Source organism: Thermomicrobiales bacterium, assembly GCA_023954495.1.
Classification (GTDB): domain Bacteria; phylum Chloroflexota; class Chloroflexia; order Thermomicrobiales; family CFX8; genus JAMLIA01.
The window spans coordinates 1-17,335 of sequence record JAMLIA010000001.1 but is presented as its reverse complement, the minus strand read 5'-3'; the positions used below and the strand labels follow the sequence as shown (position 1 = coordinate 17,335).

Here is a 17,335-nt window from a genome sequence, read left to right as displayed (position 1 = left end):
TTTGTTGGGATCGATTGGCAGTGAGCGGGTCGCTTCAAGCGTAGAACATTCATTCGCAATATCGAATTGTAACACCGTCCGTACTGGCTGCACCTGTCCTCGTGGCGCAATTTCAGATGGACGGGACTGCTATCATTAGAAGGAGCGAAAGTGCCGCCGGTTCAGGCTCACTGTCGGGGAAAATGGCCGGTTGTTCGGGGCGCTGGCGAGCGGTTTGTATGACCACAGTCGCGTCCGCACTTGAGGTCATCTGGTCGACCGTAAAGGCTTCCGCGTCGTTCATTCACCGGTCGTCGCCAACGAGTCCGCCGACGCGAATTTGCGCGGAGCGGACAGGCGAAACGTTGTGATGCCGCAGGTCGACCCGTCCTTGGCAGGACGGGTTTTTCGTCTTTGCAATGCTGGTAGATGCTGGGTCGGGGCTATCGGTCCGAGGAGGAGAGCGCGGATGACGACAGACGAGCAAATGAACGAGGCCGGCGGCCTTGCCAAGGCGTACGATCCGTCGTCGAGCGAAGCACGCTGGTACGAGTTCTGGCATTCGCGCGGCTACTTCAAGCCGATCGATCGTGGTCAGGGGCCGTACGTCGTGGTGATGCCGCCGCCGAACGTCACCGGCGAGCTCCACATGGGCCACGCGCTGTTCTCCTCGGTCGAGGATCTGATGACGCGCTACCACCGCATGCGCGGCTTCGCGGCGTTGTGGCTGCCGGGTGCCGACCACGCCGGTATCGCAGGGCAATGGGTGGTCGAGAAGGAGCTGGCTAAGGAGAATCTGACTCGCCATGACCTGGGTCGCGAAGAGTTCATCTCGCGCGTCTGGGACTGGATGGAATCGTATCAGGAACGCATCAAAGGCCAGCTGCAATCGCTCGGCGCGTCGTGCGACTGGTCGCGCTACGTGTTCACGATGGATCCCGGACCGGCTCGTGCTGTGCGCGTCGCGTTCAAGCATCTGTACGACAAGGGGCTGATCTATCGCGGTGAGCGCCTGATCTCCTGGTGCCCGCGCTGCATGACCGCGCTGTCCGACCTTGAGGTGATCCACGAGGAAGAGCAATCGTTTCTCTGGCACCTGCGCTATCCGCTTGCCAGCGGCGAGGGCGTGATTGAGGTCGCGACGACCCGGCCTGAGACGATGCTCGGCGATACAGCCGTCGCGGTTCATCCGGATGACGCGCGATATAGCGACTTGATCGGCCAGGAACTGAGCCTGCCGATTCTGGGTCGGCGCATTCCGATCGTTGCTGACGCTTCCGTGGATCGCGAGTTCGGCAGCGGCGCGGTCAAAGTCACACCGGCGCACGATCCCAACGACTTCGAGATCGGCCAGCGACACGATCTGCCGAAGATCACGGTCATGAATCTCGATGGCACGATGAATGCCGAGGCAGGGGAGTTTGAGGGCCTGACGATCGCCGAAGCGCGCGAGGCGGTTGTCAAGCGCCTGGATCGTGATGGTGCGCTCGAGCGAGTCGAGCCACACACGCATTCAGTCGGGCATTGCGACCGCTGCGGCACCGTGGTTGAGCCGCTAATTTCGAAGCAGTGGTTCGTTCAGATGGAGCCGCTTGCCCGTCCGGCGATTGATGTTGTGAAGTCCGGCGAGGTGAAGTTCTATCCGGCGCGGTTCGCGAGTGTCTATCTCAACTGGATGGAGCATCCACGACTGGTGTATCTCACGACAGCTGTGGTGGGGCCACCGCATTCAATCTGGTATTGCGACGACTGCGGCGAGGTGACTGCCACCGACCTGGAATTGCTGACGGAGTGCCCTGCCTGCGCGTCGACCAATATCCGCCAGGATCCGGACGTTCTTGACACCTGGTTCTCCTCGGGTCTGTGGCCGTTCTCGACGCTGGGCTGGCCGGAACAGACACCGGATCTGGAGATGTACTACCCCGGCCACCTGATGGAGACGGGCTACGACATCATCTTCCACTGGGTTGCCCGCATGATCTTCTTTGGGATCGAGCTCATGGGTGAGCCGCCGTTCCGGGATGTGTACCTGCACGGCACCGTGCGCGATCAGCACGGCCAGCGCATGAGCAAGACCAAGGGTAACGTTCTCGATCCGACGACGATCACCGCCGAGTACGGCACCGATGCGCTGCGGTTTGCGTTGCTGACTGCATCCGGGCCTGGCAGTGACCTGAAGCTGTCGATCGAGCGTGTTGAATCGATGCGCAACTTCGCCAACAAGCTGTTCAACGCGACGCGCTTCGCCTTGCGCGCGATCGAGGGCGCGGAGATCAAGCGCGACGAATCCGGCGCGCCGCTGCGTCCGGCCGACGGCGATCTTTCGATCCCTGACGAGTGGATCCTCAGCCGGTTGGCGGCAACGACGCGCGAGGTGACACGTCAGATCGACGAGTACCAGCTGCACGAGGCCGGCCGGTCTCTGTACGAATTCATCTGGTCGGAGTTCTGCGACTGGTACATCGAGGCCGTGAAGGTGCGGCTGTATGCGACGCCGCCGGATCCGGTCGTGCCGCAAACACTTGCTTACGTGCTGGAGCAGACGCTGACGCTCCTGCATCCGTTCATGCCGTTCGTGACCGAGGAGCTCTGGCAGCAGCTGCCGCATCCCGGCGATGCACTGATCGTCGCGAACTGGCCGAGCGCCGGAGCTACCTACGCTGACGGCGAGGCGGCCTTCGAGCTCTTGCGCGAAGCTGCGCGCGAAATCCGCAACGCTCGCAGCGAGCACGGGGTTGACCACGGACGACGTATTAAGGCGGTGATCTACCCGGGCAGCCATCGGGCTGCGTTCGAAGCGCTTGCTGCCGAGTTGCAGTTCTTTGGCCGGATCGATCCAGAGGCGTACGAGATCCACGATGGCGAGCCGGAGGCACCGGGCAAGAGTGCGGCGATCGTGGTGAGCGGTGCGACGATCTACTTGCCGCTCGCCGGCATGGTCGATCTGGTGGCTGAGCAGGGACGCCTGGAGAAGGAGATCGCTGAGGCTGAGGCGGAGATTGCACGCGTTGATGCCATGCTTGGCAACGCCCAGTTCGTCGAGAAAGCGCCGGAGAAGGTTGTTGCCGCCCAGCGCGAACGCCGCGAGCGCGCGGTCGAGCGGCTGGCGCTGCTGCGCAGGAGTCTCGCGGAGCTCGGCTGATATGGCAGGTTGGCTCGCCGCGTCCTGGTTTGCGGCCGATGTCGTGACGGTGGCACGCGAGCTGATCGGACGACGACTGTCGGTCGGCGGGACGACCTGTGCGATCATCCTGGAGACCGAGGCGTACGGAGGTCCGGATGATTCTGCGTCGCACGCAGCCTTTCGTCCGGGCGGCCGTGCAGCGCTCATGGCGGCTGAGGCCGGGCACATCTATGTCTACGCTGCCTACGGTGTCTATCCGTGCTTCAACATCGTAACTGGTCCGGTTGGTGAAGCATCGGCAGTGTTGCTGCGCAGCGTGCAGATCGTGGGTACACCCAGATCGATCAACGGACCGGGTCGTACCAGTCGGGCGCTGGGTATCTCGCTGGCCGACCACGGTCGACAGGTGCCGGACGCGCGATTTTCGGTCAGTGTTGATCGACTGCCGTGCCGCATTGTACAAACGCCCAGAATCGGGATTACTCGCGGTGTTGATGTCCCGTGGCGCTTTGTCGGTCAGGTAATGGCAGGAGCAATCTGATGAGCATCAAACGCCTGCCGGAAGACATGATCGGGCGGATCGCCGCCGGTGAGGTCATCGAGCGTCCAGCCGCTGCGGTCAAAGAGCTCATCGAAAACGCGCTAGACGCCGGTGCTACGTCAATCGTTGTGTCAATCGCCGGTGGTGGTGTCGAGCTCATCGACGTGCGCGACAACGGCCTGGGCATGTCCGACGAGGATCTGATTCTAGCCGTCGAACGCCATGCGACATCGAAGATCACCGCGATTGAAGACCTGATGTCGCTGACCACACTCGGGTTCCGCGGCGAAGCGTTGGCATCGCTGGCGGCGGTGAGCGATCTGACGATTCGCACGCTCAACGCGACCGACTATGCCGGCTGGACGCGGCGCGTGCGGTTTGGCAACGGGCAGCCGGTTGAGCGAATCGCCTGGGCCGGAGGCACGGCAGTCTCTGCGCGCTATCTGTTCGAGAACGTTCCGGCGCGGCGTAAGTTCCTGCGCCAGCCACAGACAGAATCGGCCTACGTCAGTCGTGTCGTCGGTTCGTACGCGCTGGCCTATCCGCACGTCGCATTCACCCTGGAGGTCGACGGCCGGTCGACGATCCAGACAGACGGGCGCGGGGACCGCATCTCGGCGGCTGTCGGCGTCTGGGGCGACGAGATCGCCGGTGCGCTGGTTGAGCTGCGTACGCCCGATGATTCGCACGAAGGCTATGCGGTTTCGGGCGTTGTCTCGCTGCCCCACGTCGACAGAGCGACCCGGCAGACGCAGCACCTGTTCGCGCAGGGGCGCTATATCAACAGTCGCCAGATTGGCGCGGCGTTCGAGCAGGCGTACCAAACGCTGCTAATGGTCGGTCGGCATCCGGTCGGTTGTATTTGCATGACCGTTCCACCGGACAAGATCGATGTCAACGTGCATCCGACAAAGGCAGAAGTCCGCTTCGCCGAGGAGCGCTTGGTGTTCGCGCTCGTCCAGCGTGCCGTCCGCGAGGCGATTGTGGCGCATGCACCACTCCCGACGATTCCGACCGTCATCGCTTCACCACTCAGTGATTGGAACGTCCAGCGTCGGTTCGCGTTGGCAAATCCGGAGCGCAGCCAGCAATACCAGCATCCGGTTGCTTCACAGAGTCCATCTGTTGACTCGCCTTCTGTCGAGCCGGTCGTCGCTGGAGGCCACAGACTGCCGGTGTTACGGGTTCTCGGGCAGGTGGCGTCGTCGTTCATCATCGCTGAGGGCCCGGACGGCATGTACATGGTCGATCAGCATGCAGCCCACGAGCGCATCATGTTCGAGAAGCTGATGACTGATTTCGTCGCGCGGTCGCCTGATACTCAGATGCTGCTGGAGCCGGTCACACTGGAGCTTTCCCCGCGCTTATGGGAGATGTACGTGGCCAGCCGCGAGGATTTGCTGGGGCTGGGCTTCGATCTCGACGAGTTCGGCGGAACGACGATCCTGATGCGCGGCGTGCCGGCGACGCTGAAGGTCCGCAACCCGGGTCGGATGCTGGAGACGATCCTTGACGAAATCGCGGGTGGCGGACGTGGCGAGTCGCGGCTAGAGTCGCTGGCGATCAGCGCCGCTTGCCACGCTTCGATTCGCGCCAACCAGGCGCTCTCGTTGTTGGAGATGCGCGAGCTGGTTGTGCAGCTTGAGCAGTGCTCGTCGCCGCTGGCCTGCGGCCATGGCCGACCAACGATGATTCGCATGACCGCCGACGAGCTCGCGAAGCAGTTCTCGCGGCGCTAGGTGCGCACCGCAGGGTATGTATGCGGTCGTGGAATCTGCAATGAGGAGGGAATGCATGCTTGGCCTTGTCACGATCGGGCAATCACCGCGGAATGATGTAACGGCGTCCATGTTCGGTTCCGGCGGAGTCGACTTCGTCGAAGCGGGAGCACTGGATGGCCTGAACGATGATGAGATTGCGGCGCTTGCTCCGTCTGGTAGCGACCACGTGCTGGTGACGAGACTTACTGACGGTCGTGAGGTTGTCGTGGCGAAGGAGCGCCTGCTGGCACGCGTCCAGTCCGCCGCAGATCGTGTTGTCGCGCACGGCGCGACGGTCGTCTGCGTGCTCTGCACCGGCGCGTTTCCGGAGCTCACTGCGCCTGTCCTGCTTGTGTTTCCCGATCGACTCCTGTTCGGCGTCGTTGACGCGACGCTTCCGCGCGGCACGCTCGGCGTCGTCATGCCGCATCCCGGCCAGCACGCCACGATGATCGAGAAATGGACATCCCCTGATCGCCGCGTGCTGACTGGCTCGGTGTCGCCGTATGCGGGTGGCAGCGTCGATGAAGTTGTGGCGACACTGCGGACGAGCGGCGCTGATGCGATTGTCCTCGATTGCATGGGCTTCGATCGAGTGATGCTCGCACAGGCACGCGCGGAATTCGACGGACCTGTGTTCCTCGCCAATGGCGTTGTCGGAGCGATTCTCGGCGAGATGACGGCAACTGCGCAGCAGCCTGTCGGCGCGCGCTGACGACAGTGGACTACCGCATCCGCTCTGGCCGCGGCCGGCGAGCTGGCTTAGTCTGTCACTGTCTTGTCGAGCGCCTTATCGTAGAGGCCGCGTAATGCATTGATACGCACGCGGACGACATCGATGAACATCAGGGCTGCGTCCTGAACGGGCCGAACCTTGCTGCCTCGAACGTGCTCCCAATACACCGGTACCGTCGCGATCCGGTATCCAAGTCGGCGAGCGATGAACAGGACCTCCACGTCAAAGCCGCTGACGCGCGGCCCTCTGATTTCACCCGGATCGTGCAGGCGCGTGAGCGCGAAGATCTCCTGCGCGGCGTCACGCTGGAAGGCTTTGAAGCCGCACTGTGTGTCGTCGATACCGGGGACGGCGAGGAGCTGCACAACGGCGTTGAACACGCGCCCCATCAGGTGCCGATAGGCCGGTTCACCAACGCGCCGCGCGCCAATGCCTTCGCGGGAACCGATCGCGATGCTCGCGCCCTGCTCAAGCTCAGCCAGCAACTGCGGCGCAAACTCCATCGGTGTTGACAGATCAGCATCAGTGAACAGGACATAATCAGTTTTAGCCTGCAGGATGCCGTCCCTTACTGCGTACGCTTTGCCGCGGTGGGGGAGCTGCAGGACAGTGATGGTCGACGCGACTGGCTGGAACTCGCGAGCAACCTGAGCGGTGCGATCGGTGCTGCCGTCGTCGGCGACGATGAGCTGGGCCGTCGTTTGGGTAGCCTGAAGATAGCTGTCGATCGCAGCGAGGGTTGCCGGCAGGCGAGATTCTTCGTTGTAGGCCGGAATTACGATGGTGAGGTCGGGCTGCTCGTTGTTCACTCTTGGCAGAAGCCGATCAACCAGATCTTGTCGCCGAATCGTCACTCGTCAGTGATTCGTGAAGTGTAGCAGCGTCCGGCAGGCCCGGTCGCAATCGATGATCGGTCAACAGGCTGCGCAAGCGCTCCTGTTCACGGACCGGTACTCTGGGGCGGTCGCTCCAGGCGCGCGCAGCCTGCCAGAGTCCGGCTACCGTTCCTCGAAGCGACGCGCGTGCTGCCGGTTCTCGAGCGTGGTGTAGATCGCGCAGGAATCGCCCGAAATGATAGGCAGCCACCCGTCGCCAATCCGGCAGGACGCCAGCCGGAATCGAGCGAGCGATCACCAGCCAGACGTTTCGCGAGACGTAGTAGCTCGCCAAGATGCCGCCGCCGGTCGCTGACAGAGCGTGATAGACGACCGCCTCGGGGCAGAAGACGCATTCCCAGTCGGCCCGCCAGAGTCGCCAGCCGAGGTCAACATCCTCGCAGTACATGAACAAACGCTCGTCAAAGATCTCGCCGTCGCTGAGTGCGACATCATTGAGGGCAGCTCGACGGTACAGCGCAGCTCCACCGCAGGCGCTGAATGTTGTGCGCATCGCGTCGTACTGCCCGGTGTCGAGCATCCATACGCCACGGTTGCCCGGCATGCCGCGTACCGAGTAGTAATCACCTGCAGAATGCAGGCGTGCGCGATCGCTCATCAGGCGCATCTTTGAGGCAACACTTCCGGCGGACGGGTTCGCGTCGGCACAGGCAACAAGGGCCGCCAACCAGGTGTCTTCAACGTCCGTGTCGTTATTTAGCAGCACGACGTACTCGGCGTTACCTCGGCTCATCGCGACGTTCAGTCCGCGCGCGAGTCCAACATTCTGCTCGAAGCGGATGACTTGGGCTGATGGAGCGCATGCTGAAACGACAGCGCGGATGTCCTCTGTCGACCCGTCATCGACCACCCAGAGCTGATAGTCGGTGAACGCGGACGTTGCCAGGCTCCGCAGGCACGCTCGCAGGAGATCGGAGCCGTTGTAGGTTGGGATGATGAGATCGACACGCGTCATGTGCTGATGCACCGTCGCAATGCGTCCCGCCAATCTGGTAGCTCGATACCAAGGATCGGTAACGCGAGCGACGTCATCGCGCCGTTCGTGGGCGGTGTCGCGGCGCGGGGATACTCCGAACCGGGGATAGGCTGCACGTCGGTTGTAGTTGCTGTCAGCGCCGCGATTTCGGTCGCCCAATCGAACCATGACGCAATGCCGTTATTGACGGCGTGATAGACGCCGGACGGCGCGTCAACCATCAGCGCTTCAACCGCAGTGGCCAGATCATCGGTGAATGTCGGATTGCCGAACTGGTCGTTGACGACCGTCAGCGAATCGCGCTCGCTCATGAGTCGTCGCATCGTCGCGACGAAGTTTCGGCCGGTCCGGCCATAGAGCCAAGCGGTCCGGACGATGATGGAATTTGACACTGCCAGAGCTTCGCGGTCACCGGCGTGCTTGGACGCGCCGTAGACGCTGATTGGGTTGGTGGCATCGAACTCGTGGTAAGGCGATGGGCTCATGCCGTCGAAGACGTAGTTGGTGGAGATGGCGACAAGCCTGGCACCGACTGCAGCTGTCGCCTGCGCGACGTTGCGGGTGCCGAGCGCATTGATTCGAAAGGCCCAGTCTGGTTCTCGCTCACATCTATCGACGTCAGTCGCTGCAGCGGCGTGGATAACGATGTCGGGCTGAACGTGTGCGATTGCATCGCGCACTGCGCTCCACGATGTCAGGTCGAGCGATTGCCCGCCCAAGGGGGTGACGTCCCAGCGGCTCTCCCAGAGCCGCAGCATCGATTCGCCGAGTTGGCCAGTGCTTCCGGTTATTGCAACTGTCGCCCGCGCCATTCGCCCTCCATGCTTCAACAGGAAGCCCGACTCTGGATGATACAATGCCGGATGATGTGTACGTACATAGCAAATGGAGGAGCGATGACTGTTCGAGCCTTCGTTCACCCAACCTGAACGAGCTGCAAAAAGGCTGAGGAGTTCCTCGCCAACGCTGACATTGAATACGATCGCCGCGACTTTTTCCGCAATCGCCTCACCATCGACGAATTGCGCGCCATTCTGAAAAGCGCCAATGTCTCCCCGTCTGACATCCTTTCTCGTCGATCGCGCGTCTACCAATCGCACAAGGACGAGATTGACGCCATGACGGCCGATGAATTATTGGCAGAGATGATTGTTGAGCCCACGTTGATCCGGCGTCCGCTCATTCTCGACAACCAGAGACTTGTTGTTGGCTTTGACAAAAAGGGACTGGCGGCGCTCGCCGAGCAGTCAGAACAGACAGGATAGGGTGCATGCTCCGACTTGGTGCTCACATGTCGATTGCCGGTGGATACGACAAGGCGGTTGAACGCGCGCATTCCGTAGAGTCCGACGCGTTGCAGATCTTCACCAAGAACCAGAACCAGTGGAAGGCGAAGCCGATTGATCCGGATGCGGCAACGCGGTTCAAGGCGGCTTTGGAGGAATATCAGATCGGACCTGTCGTCGCGCACGACTCGTACCTGATCAACCTGGCATCGCCGAAGGACGAGCTCTGGGAGAAGTCAATCGCCGCGTTTCGTGATGAGCTGGAGCGCTGCGATCTCCTCGGCGTCCCATACCTGGTGACGCACCCAGGCTCGCACACGGGCAGCGGGACAGAGGCCGGCATCGCGCGCATCATCGAAGCAATGAATCGCGTGCACGAGGAAGCGCCGGACATCAAGGCCATCACGCTTCTGGAGACGACCGCTGGACAGGGATCGAACCTGGGCTCAACGTTCGAAGAGTTGCGGGCGATGCTCGCCGGTATTCACGACAGGAGCCGCGTAGCGATCTGCTTCGACACTTGCCACATCTTCGTCGCTGGCTACGACATCCGCTCGCAGGAAGCCTACGCCGAGACGATGTCGCAGTTCGATTCATTGATCGGCATTGACCAGATCAAGGCGATTCACCTCAACGACGCCAAGCAGCCACACGGCTCGAAGAAGGATCGCCATCATCTGATTGGTCAGGGCACGATCGGCGTTTGCGGCTTCTGGCACCTGATGAACGATGCTCGGCTCGAAGGTGTGCCCGGTCTCCTTGAAACGGAGAAGGGCAATGACCTCGCGGAAGATCGCGAAGCCATCGCCCTGTTGCGTAGCATGATCGGAGCGCCGTTCCCGGAGGACGCGCTTACGACAGACGATTAACGACGAGCAGGCGGGTCTCGGTCATGTCCTCGATGGCGTAACGCACGCCTTCGCGACTGAGGCCCGAATCCTTCACGCCGCCGTACGGCATGTGGTCGATGCGGTACACCGGAATGTCATTCAGAATCACACCGCCGACGTCGAGCTGATCGAACGCCTTGAATGCGTTCTCGACGTTATTCGTGAACACACCCGCCTGCAGCCCGAAGACGGAATCATTGGCGGCTTTCAGGGCAGTGTCGAAGCTATCGACCGGGAAGACGGTGACGATCGGCGCAAATGCTTCGCGCGAGCAGACGAACGAATCCTTGGCAGCGTTGACGATGATGGTCGGCTCGTAGAACCGGCCATTCACCTTGCCACCGGTAAGTAGCAGGGCACCTTCATTCGTGGCTGTCTTGACCCACGAATCAATCCGCTCGGCGGCTTTGGCGTTAATCATCGGTCCGACTTCGGTCTCGGGATCGAGTGGATCGCCGTTCTTGATCGACCGGACTTCTTCGACCAGCTTCGCGCAGAACTGATCGTAAATCTCACGATGCACATAGACGCGCTGGACGGAGATGCAGACCTGACCTGCGTAAGCGAACGCTCCGGCGCGCACGCGCTTGGCCGCCAGCTCTATGTCGGCACCCGCGTCGATAATGACGCCAGCATTGCCGCCCAGCTCAAGAACGACCTTCTTCTTGCCGGCGCGCGACTTCATCTCCCAGCCAACATCCGGCGAGCCGGTGAACGAAAGCACCTTGAAGCGATCGTCGGTTACCAGCCGGTCGCCGGTCTTGCGGTCCATCGGCATGATTGACACTGCGCCCTTTGGCAGGTCGAGCTCGTCGATCATCTCGGCGAAGACCAGCATCGTGAGCGGGTCGACTGTGGGCGGCTTGAGCACGACAGTGTTGCCCGACGCAATTGCCGGTGCGATCTTGTGCAGCGCCAGGTTCAGCGGGAAGTTGAACGGCGAGATCGCAGCGATGGGGCCAACGGGCACCTTGCGGGTAACACCGAAGCGGCCCTTGGAGCTTGGCAGCAGATCGAGCGGGATCATCTCGCCACCGATGCGCTTCGCCTCTTCGGACGCAATACGTAAGGTGAAAACGCCGCGCATGACTTCGGTGCGCGCGTCGCGCAGCGGCTTGGCTGCTTCGCGAGCAATGAGCTCGGCAATCTCTTCGCCGCGCTCCTCGAGGCGGTCCGCGAGGCGATCAAGCGCAGCGGCTCGTTCGTAGGCCGGCATGACCTTCATGGTTTCGAAGGCTTCTTCGGCAGCGACAATTGCGTCTTCGAGGTCCTTATCGGTGGCGAATGATGTGACGCCGACGACCTCGTCATTCCACGGGTTGCGCACCTCAAGTGGCTGGTCGCTCGACCTCCACTCCCCTGCGCAATAGAACTGATACGTCTTTGGCACGGCGATCTCCTCTCTCCAAAGGTCAGTCTACATGCGAACAGGGGCGCGTCGGTAAATCCCACGCGCCCCTACTGCTTGACTCTGTGTACCACCGCGCTAGTTCTGCGAGAACGTGGGCGTGTCTGCGCCCCACCACGTTTCATTCTGCGCACCAAAGGCGGCAAGTTCGGTCTTGGTGTAGATCAGGCCGTCGCGGTCCATGACCGAGCGCTCGAATGCGCCGCTCGTGATTGCGTCGACCGGGCAGACCTGGGCGCAGAAGCCGCCAGAACAGGCAACGTCCCGAACGCAGGATAAACTCCCAAGCTCGCGGTCGCCTTCTTCGGACGGCACGACGTGCATCTCCAGACGTACCATGCAGTCGGGCAGATGCGCGCACACAGCCCGCAGGCGACGCACAGCGCCTCGCCGGTATCCGGATCGGCCCGCAGCGACGGCAGCCCGCGGAAACGCGGCGGCATCGGTCGCTTCTCGTCCGGGTACTCAAATGTGAGGGGCTTACGGCCAAGTCGCTTCAACGTGACGGCAAAGCCCTTGAACTCATCAAACATCGTGTCAGGACACCTTTCTGCCCGAGTTGGCTCTGCCTAGTCGGCGACGATCCGAATCTCATCAGCCACCAGCCCGTGGCCAACTGCAAGCCGAACCGTACCGGCAGTGCCGAATCCGGAGACGGGCCACTGCATGCCGTTGCGCTCCAGGCGCGGATATGAGATGCCCGCGTACTCCGGAACGGTCATGGAGATCTCGTCAAGAATTGAAGCGGAGTTGAGGTAGCCGAACGTATAGCCGAGACGCTGCGCGATTTCGGCAGCGTAGTACGTCGACGGATGCGACTCGCCCGGGGCGGACACCGCGAATCGGAGCCGCTGCACGGTTCGATCGAGACTGGTGAACGAACCGTCCTTCTCCAGGAACATCGCGGCTGGCAGCACGATGTCGGCGCGGCGCGTCAACTCGCTCTCGAAGCAGTCTTCAACGATCAGCAGTTCCAGCTTGTCCAGCGCCGCGAGCAGGGCTGGATCAACCGACTTGCTCCACTTGTGCGACTGCGCCGTGATGTACATTGCGCGGACGTTGCCAGACTCGATTGCGTCGACAAGATCGGCGATGCCAACGCCCGGCTCGGTCGGCAGATCAACGATCGGGCCGAAGCCGTTGTCGCTGGCGACCGTCGCAGCCCAGCGATCGCGCCACATCTCGGCGACGGCGGCGCGGGATGTCGTGTCGCTTACCAGCGCTCCGCCCGGAAGCAGAGCCGGATGGCAGCCGACATCGTAGCTACCCTGCATGTTGGCGTTACCTCGACCGGCCAGCACGCCGCCGCCGGGCCGGCCAACGTTGCCGGTCAGGACGGACAGGTTGTGAGCAGCCGTTGCGATCGCGCCGGCGTCTCCGCTGGTGCGGCTCGCCGCGGTGTGCCAGATGGTGCTTGGCGGGTACTCGGTGACACCGTCCTTCTTGCCAACTCCGCCTGTCGCGTACAGCTCGGCGCAGGTACGCAGGAAGTCGACAGTCACGCCGGCCGCTTCGGCAACCTTGCCGACGTCAACCGAATCAACCGCGCTTCGCAGTGCATCAACATCTGCAGACGGGGACGCTAGCCCTTCGCTGATGATGATCTTGGCCATGGCGTTGAGCACATCGGCTTCGGTGCCGGCCGGCGTCGGGATCCAGTGATCCGACCGATCACACATATAGGAGTGCTCTGGTCGAACGACAACCATCTTCAATTCACGATAGCGGAGCGCCCAGAAGAGCCAGTACGACGCGATCGGCTCGGTGACGCCGATGTCCGGGCCAACGACGAGTGCCATGTGCGAATCGGTGCGCATCTCCTGCATGCCTGCCGGTGACGCGCCGACACCGAACGATTCCAGCAACGCCTTTTCAACGTCTGCCTGGCTGCGAGTCATCAGGCGATCAATGTTGTTCGAGCCCATGACGGCACGGCTGAACTGCTGCAGGACGTAGTTCTCTTCGTTGGTGTTGTCAGGTGAGACGAGCGCAGCGAACGATGGTCCCTGGAAGTGCTTCAACTTGTCGGCGGCTGTCTCCAGCGCCTCATCCATCTCGACTTCGATGAAGCCATCGACTTCGCGGATCATCGGGTAGCGCAGCCGCATCGGGTCCTGTACAACCTCGTGGCCCCACTTGCCCTTTTCGCAGGTGTAGCCTTCGTTGACGCCACGATCCCACAGATGGGTAACGCGGCGAACCAGCCCACGGTTGTGCTCAACATTCAGGGTGCAACCAACGTCGCAAAAACCGCAGACCGTCTCGACGGCGTCCAACTCCCACGGGTGGTGGCCGAAGTGGCGATCGGTCAGCGCGCCGACCGGGCAGACCGCGATGCACATGCCGCAGTTCGTGCAGGCAGTTTCGCGCAGGTCCGCGCCATAGGATGTAGTGACCTCGGCTTCGAGACCTCGCCCGGCGATCGTGATCGCCGTGACGCCGATCATCTCATCGCAGACGCGCGTGCAGCGCGCGCAGATGATGCAGCGATCCCACTTGTAGTCGATCGTCTCCCGAAGGTGACGGTACGGCTGAGCGATCTTCGGTCGCAGGTATGGGCTGCTGTTGACGTTGTGCAGGTAGGTGTTGTCCTGCAGGTAGCACTCGCCGGACTTGTCGCACGTCGGGCAGTCCAGAGCGTGGTCAATCAGGTACATTCGCAGGATGAACTGGCGCGCCTCGATGACAGCCGGTGAATGCGTCGAAACTTCCATCCCGTCGCGTACCGGCGTCGCGCACGACTCAATCAGGCCGCCGCGCGCACCGAGGATTTCGACCGTGCACAAGCGGCACGATCCCCACGGTCGCAGAAGCGGCTGATAACAGAGGTTAGGCAATTCAATACCGGCAGCCTCTGCCGCCTGAAGAATATAGGTGCCTGCGGGAACGGTCACCTCTTGCCCGTCGATCGTGCACGTGACGAGCTTCGTTTCGGTATTCACCACCATCTCTGGCTGCCCCGTCTCCTCATGCTCCGGTTGCTCCGGCCGGCGGCGGTGGAATGACACCGTCGTTCGGTTGAATCGGTTCGGCAATGTCCGTCGATGGAATGTGGACGATGCAGGATGAAGACGACGGAACACGCACGACGGCGCACAAATCGACCGTGCGCTCTATCCGCGTCGATTCTAGCACGACACGCCGAATGCCTCACAAAATGGGCACGGAATTACTCGGGGCAGATGCTCTTCATCGCCCCGAGTGTGAGGAACTGCCCGGCTTCGTGTTCACGGACCTCGTCAGTTCGACTTCAGCACGCGAGACGAGAGTGCCGGTACATGGTCGTGTGCCGCGCCTAGACGATGTCGTCTCGTGCGCCGTTGATCGTCTGGGTCATGTATTCGAGGTACGCGACGAACGCTCGGCGACTTGCGACGAAGTCTGTGTCCCAATTGCCGACTTGCCCGGCCTTGACTGCGGGATGCGATGCCCAGGTCGCGATCGACATGAGCTGGCCCGGCGCATTGTCAGGTTCACCACGGTGATCCTGAAAGACGAGGTCGACAGGGTACTTGTTGACCTGCTCCCAACTCAGTGTCTCCCAGTTGCTGTCAAGCGGGATATCCTGCGGCACGATGTTGAGTCCAAGCGATTTGTAGTAATTGAGTTGGGTGAATGTCCGGGAGTTGCCAACGTACAGGTTGTCACCGACGTAGCCAACGACAAACATCGTGCTCAGGTCAGGCTTCTCGACGATGGCGGCCTTGAGATCGTCGGAAGCCTTGTCGAAGTCTGCGTGGGCGGATTTCACGAGATCAGATGTGAGGTCCGCCCCCAAAGTACCGGCAAGCTCCTCGATGCGATCCATGAGCTCCAGCGCCGTACGCTCGACGAAGCTGACCGTTGTAACTGGGCAGATTTCGGTGACAGTTTCCGGCGCTGCCATAGCCAGAATCGGATCGCTGCCAAAGGTGTGCGTGATGATGATGTCCGGTTTGAGCGTTGCCAGCTTTTAGAGATCCAACTCGCCCCAGCCTTCGGTGAGCAGCTCGAGACTGCTCACGTCGACTGACCCGAGCATGGGTTCGTTGGTGCCGTCAGTCCTCGTGAATGAACCGAAGATGGCGATTGGTCGAATGCCGAGATCCCACAGCGACGATGCCATGTTGACGGAGCAGACAACCCGCTCCGGTCGACGGGGCAGGTTCACGGTCACGCCAAGGTCGTCGGTGTACTGCCAGTTCGGTTCCGGCGTCGTCGTTGGCGCTGCATCGTCGCCGCCGCAAGCTGCCAGCATCGCCGCAAGCGCGAACGCCGCACTCGTTGACAGGAACCGCCGACGGGTGAGGGCTGCGACGAGCGCATCCCACTCTTCGCTGGTCCAGTCGCTCGGTCTGGTCATCGGCTGCGCTGCAATATTCAGCATCCCCGGTCCCATCCATTCTCCATTCCGACAGCGATCCTGAACCTCAGGATCGTTCCTTCCAGCAAATCCCGATGGATTAAGTCGGGATTATCGTAATGCGTCGCAGCGATTGATGTCAAACCGAGTTTTCGAGTGGCCAGGCGGCCGGGAAGGGGACGGCTCCGTGCTATACTCGTGCGGCAAAATTGCTGCGGAATTGCGGTCTTGTGCGGGAGGACGCGTGGAGTTCGAAACGATCATTGGCCTGGAAGTTCACGTCCAGGTTGCGACGAACAGCAAGATGTTCTGCGGCTGCTCGTCGGACTACCCGAGCGCGCCGCCCAATACGCACGTCTGCCCGATTTGCCTCGGTATGCCCGGTGTCCTGCCGGTCATCAACCGTGAAGCAGTGCGCAAGACCATCATGACCGGTCTCGCCCTTGGCGCGGAGATCCCGCAGTTCAACAAGTTCGATCGCAAGAACTACATCTACCCTGACCTGATGAAGGGCTACCAGGTCTCCCAATATGACCTGCCGATGGCGCTGGGCGGTCAGGTGGACATTGAGGTCGACGGCGAAACACGCCGCGTCGGCATCACGCGTGTGCATCTCGAAGAGGACACTGCCCGCCTGTCGCACGGTAGCGGATACAGCCTGGTCGATGTCAATCGCTCCGGCGTCCCGCTGATGGAGATCGTGTCCGAGCCGGACCTTCGCTCGCCGCAAGAGGCTCGGGAACTGCTGATCGAGCTGCGGCGGATTCTGCGCTACATCGGTGCCTCAAACGCCAACATGGAAGAGGGCCAGTTCCGCTGTGATGCAAACATCTCGCAGCGCACGACCGACGGCAGTGTTGTTGGTGCCAAGGTCGAGATCAAGAACATGAACTCGTTCCGCGCGGTGGAGCGGGCGCTGCGGTTCGAAGAAGTGCGACAGCGAGAGGCCGTGGCGGCCGGTGAGACGCTTGCCCAGGAGACCCGAGGCTGGAACGAGGCCCGCGGGGTCACCCTATCGCAGCGCACGAAGGAGCAGGCGCACGACTACCGGTATTTCCCGGAGCCGGACTTGCCGCCACTGACGGTCGACGATCCGATGCGCGAGCGCGTGCGCGCGTCGTTGCCGGAGCTGCCGGCGGCGCGATACCAGCGCTTTGTCAGCGACTTTGCCCTGAACGGTGCCGACGCCGCCATCCTGACCAACGAGCGGCCAATTGCCGACGTGTTCGAGGCGGCGGTCGCGAATGTCGATGAGCCGGAGGCCTACCAGGCGACGGCGAACTGGATCGTCAACGACATCATGGGGCTTGCTCGCTCGCGCTCGATGGCGGTTGACGAGCTCCCGCTTGCCCCGGACCAGATCCAGGAGCTGGTTTCCCTGGTGCGATCCGGCAAGT

At 62.0% G+C, this 17,335-nt stretch carries 15 protein-coding genes; 7 read left to right on the top strand and 8 right to left on the bottom strand.

Annotation, left to right across the window (positions count from 1 at the left end; translation table 11 throughout):
* Nucleotides 1-448 precede the first annotated feature (448 nt).
* Genes M9890_00075 through M9890_00060 form a run of 4 tightly spaced genes read left to right on the top strand, consistent with a single transcriptional unit; the run spans nt 449 to nt 6,119 of the window.
* Nucleotides 449-3,121 carry a valine--tRNA ligase gene (locus M9890_00075; protein ID MCO5175371.1) on the top strand — a complete coding sequence of 891 codons (2,673 nt, stop codon included), beginning with the start codon at nt 449-451 and terminating at the stop codon, nt 3,119-3,121.
* Nucleotide 3,122: 1 nt separating this feature from the next.
* On the top strand, nt 3,123-3,644 hold the full coding sequence (locus tag M9890_00070) for a DNA-3-methyladenine glycosylase (protein MCO5175370.1): 522 nt from the start codon (nt 3,123-3,125) through the stop codon (nt 3,642-3,644).
* Nucleotides 3,644-5,383 carry a DNA mismatch repair endonuclease MutL gene (gene mutL / locus M9890_00065; GenBank protein ID MCO5175369.1) on the top strand — a complete coding sequence of 580 codons (1,740 nt, stop codon included), beginning with the start codon at nt 3,644-3,646 and terminating at the stop codon, nt 5,381-5,383. The genes M9890_00070 and mutL overlap by 1 nt, the downstream gene beginning before the upstream one ends.
* Before the next feature lie 55 nt (nt 5,384-5,438).
* A complete protein-coding gene (locus M9890_00060; GenBank protein ID MCO5175368.1) occupies nt 5,439-6,119 on the top strand; it encodes an AroM family protein in 681 nt (226 codons plus the stop codon).
* A gap of 47 nt (nt 6,120-6,166) precedes the next feature.
* Here the strand turns inward: M9890_00060 and M9890_00055 are convergent, their stop codons facing one another.
* The 3 genes from M9890_00055 to rfbD are packed head-to-tail and all read right to left on the bottom strand — an operon-like array spanning nt 6,167 to nt 8,824.
* Nucleotides 6,167-6,949, bottom strand: coding sequence for a glycosyltransferase family 2 protein (locus M9890_00055; GenBank protein MCO5175367.1), 783 nt, complete (start codon nt 6,947-6,949; stop codon nt 6,167-6,169).
* Between the two features lie 16 nt (nt 6,950-6,965).
* Complete coding sequence (locus tag M9890_00050) at nt 6,966-8,024, bottom strand: glycosyltransferase family 2 protein (GenBank protein MCO5175366.1); 1,059 nt, start codon at nt 8,022-8,024, stop codon at nt 6,966-6,968.
* The gene (gene rfbD, locus M9890_00045) at nt 7,988-8,824 is read right to left on the bottom strand and encodes a dTDP-4-dehydrorhamnose reductase (protein MCO5175365.1); all 837 of its coding nucleotides are present in this window, start codon (nt 8,822-8,824) and stop codon (nt 7,988-7,990) included. Before rfbD ends, M9890_00050 begins: the two co-directional genes overlap by 37 nt.
* A 159-nt stretch (nt 8,825-8,983) precedes the next feature.
* Here rfbD and M9890_00040 point away from each other — a divergent pair, with 159 nt between their 5' ends.
* Together M9890_00040 and M9890_00035 are read left to right on the top strand one after the other, a co-directional pair.
* On the top strand, nt 8,984-9,277 hold the full coding sequence (locus M9890_00040) for a hypothetical protein (GenBank protein MCO5175364.1): 294 nt from the start codon (nt 8,984-8,986) through the stop codon (nt 9,275-9,277).
* Between the two features lie 5 nt (nt 9,278-9,282).
* Entirely contained in the window at nt 9,283-10,167 is an 885-nt protein-coding gene (locus M9890_00035) for a deoxyribonuclease IV (GenBank protein ID MCO5175363.1), read from the top strand.
* Here the strand turns inward: M9890_00035 and M9890_00030 are convergent.
* From M9890_00030 to M9890_00010, 5 genes are all read right to left on the bottom strand, one after another.
* Nucleotides 10,151-11,578 (bottom strand): aldehyde dehydrogenase family protein, encoded by a 1,428-nt coding sequence (locus tag M9890_00030; GenBank protein MCO5175362.1) that lies wholly within the window; start codon nt 11,576-11,578, stop codon nt 10,151-10,153. The genes M9890_00035 and M9890_00030 overlap by 17 nt on opposite strands.
* Before the next feature lie 96 nt (nt 11,579-11,674).
* A complete protein-coding gene (locus M9890_00025; protein ID MCO5175361.1) occupies nt 11,675-11,911 on the bottom strand; it encodes a hypothetical protein in 237 nt (78 codons plus the stop codon).
* Between the two features lie 254 nt (nt 11,912-12,165).
* Nucleotides 12,166-14,544, bottom strand: a complete 2,379-nt coding sequence (locus tag M9890_00020; protein MCO5175360.1) for a molybdopterin-dependent oxidoreductase — start codon at nt 14,542-14,544, stop codon at nt 12,166-12,168.
* 347 nt (nt 14,545-14,891) lie between these two features.
* Nucleotides 14,892-15,488, bottom strand: coding sequence for an ABC transporter substrate-binding protein (locus M9890_00015; GenBank protein ID MCO5175359.1), 597 nt, complete (start codon nt 15,486-15,488; stop codon nt 14,892-14,894).
* A 60-nt stretch (nt 15,489-15,548) separates the two neighbouring features.
* A complete protein-coding gene (locus M9890_00010; protein ID MCO5175358.1) occupies nt 15,549-15,962 on the bottom strand; it encodes a hypothetical protein in 414 nt (137 codons plus the stop codon).
* A gap of 220 nt (nt 15,963-16,182) precedes the next feature.
* Between M9890_00010 and gatB the strand changes: the two genes are divergently transcribed.
* The coding region (gene gatB / locus M9890_00005; GenBank protein MCO5175357.1) for an Asp-tRNA(Asn)/Glu-tRNA(Gln) amidotransferase subunit GatB at nt 16,183-17,335 on the top strand (1,153 nt) is incomplete at its 3' end.

Excerpts from the sequence above, each read along its gene's own strand:
- M9890_00075 (MCO5175371.1), top strand. The coding sequence starts at position 449 with ATGACGACAGACGAGCAAATGAACGAGGCCGGCGGCCTTGCCAAGGCG.
- M9890_00070 (MCO5175370.1), top strand. The coding sequence starts at position 3,123 with ATGGCAGGTTGGCTCGCCGCGTCCTGGTTTGCGGCCGATGTCGTGACG.
- mutL (MCO5175369.1), top strand. The coding sequence starts at position 3,644 with ATGAGCATCAAACGCCTGCCGGAAGACATGATCGGGCGGATCGCCGCC.
- M9890_00060 (MCO5175368.1), top strand. The coding sequence starts at position 5,439 with ATGCTTGGCCTTGTCACGATCGGGCAATCACCGCGGAATGATGTAACG.
- rfbD (MCO5175365.1), bottom strand. The coding sequence starts at position 8,824 with ATGGCGCGGGCGACAGTTGCAATAACCGGAAGCACTGGCCAACTCGGC.
- M9890_00035 (MCO5175363.1), top strand. The coding sequence starts at position 9,283 with ATGCTCCGACTTGGTGCTCACATGTCGATTGCCGGTGGATACGACAAG.
- M9890_00020 (MCO5175360.1), bottom strand. The coding sequence starts at position 14,544 with ATGGTGGTGAATACCGAAACGAAGCTCGTCACGTGCACGATCGACGGG.
- M9890_00010 (MCO5175358.1), bottom strand. The coding sequence starts at position 15,962 with ATGCTGAATATTGCAGCGCAGCCGATGACCAGACCGAGCGACTGGACC.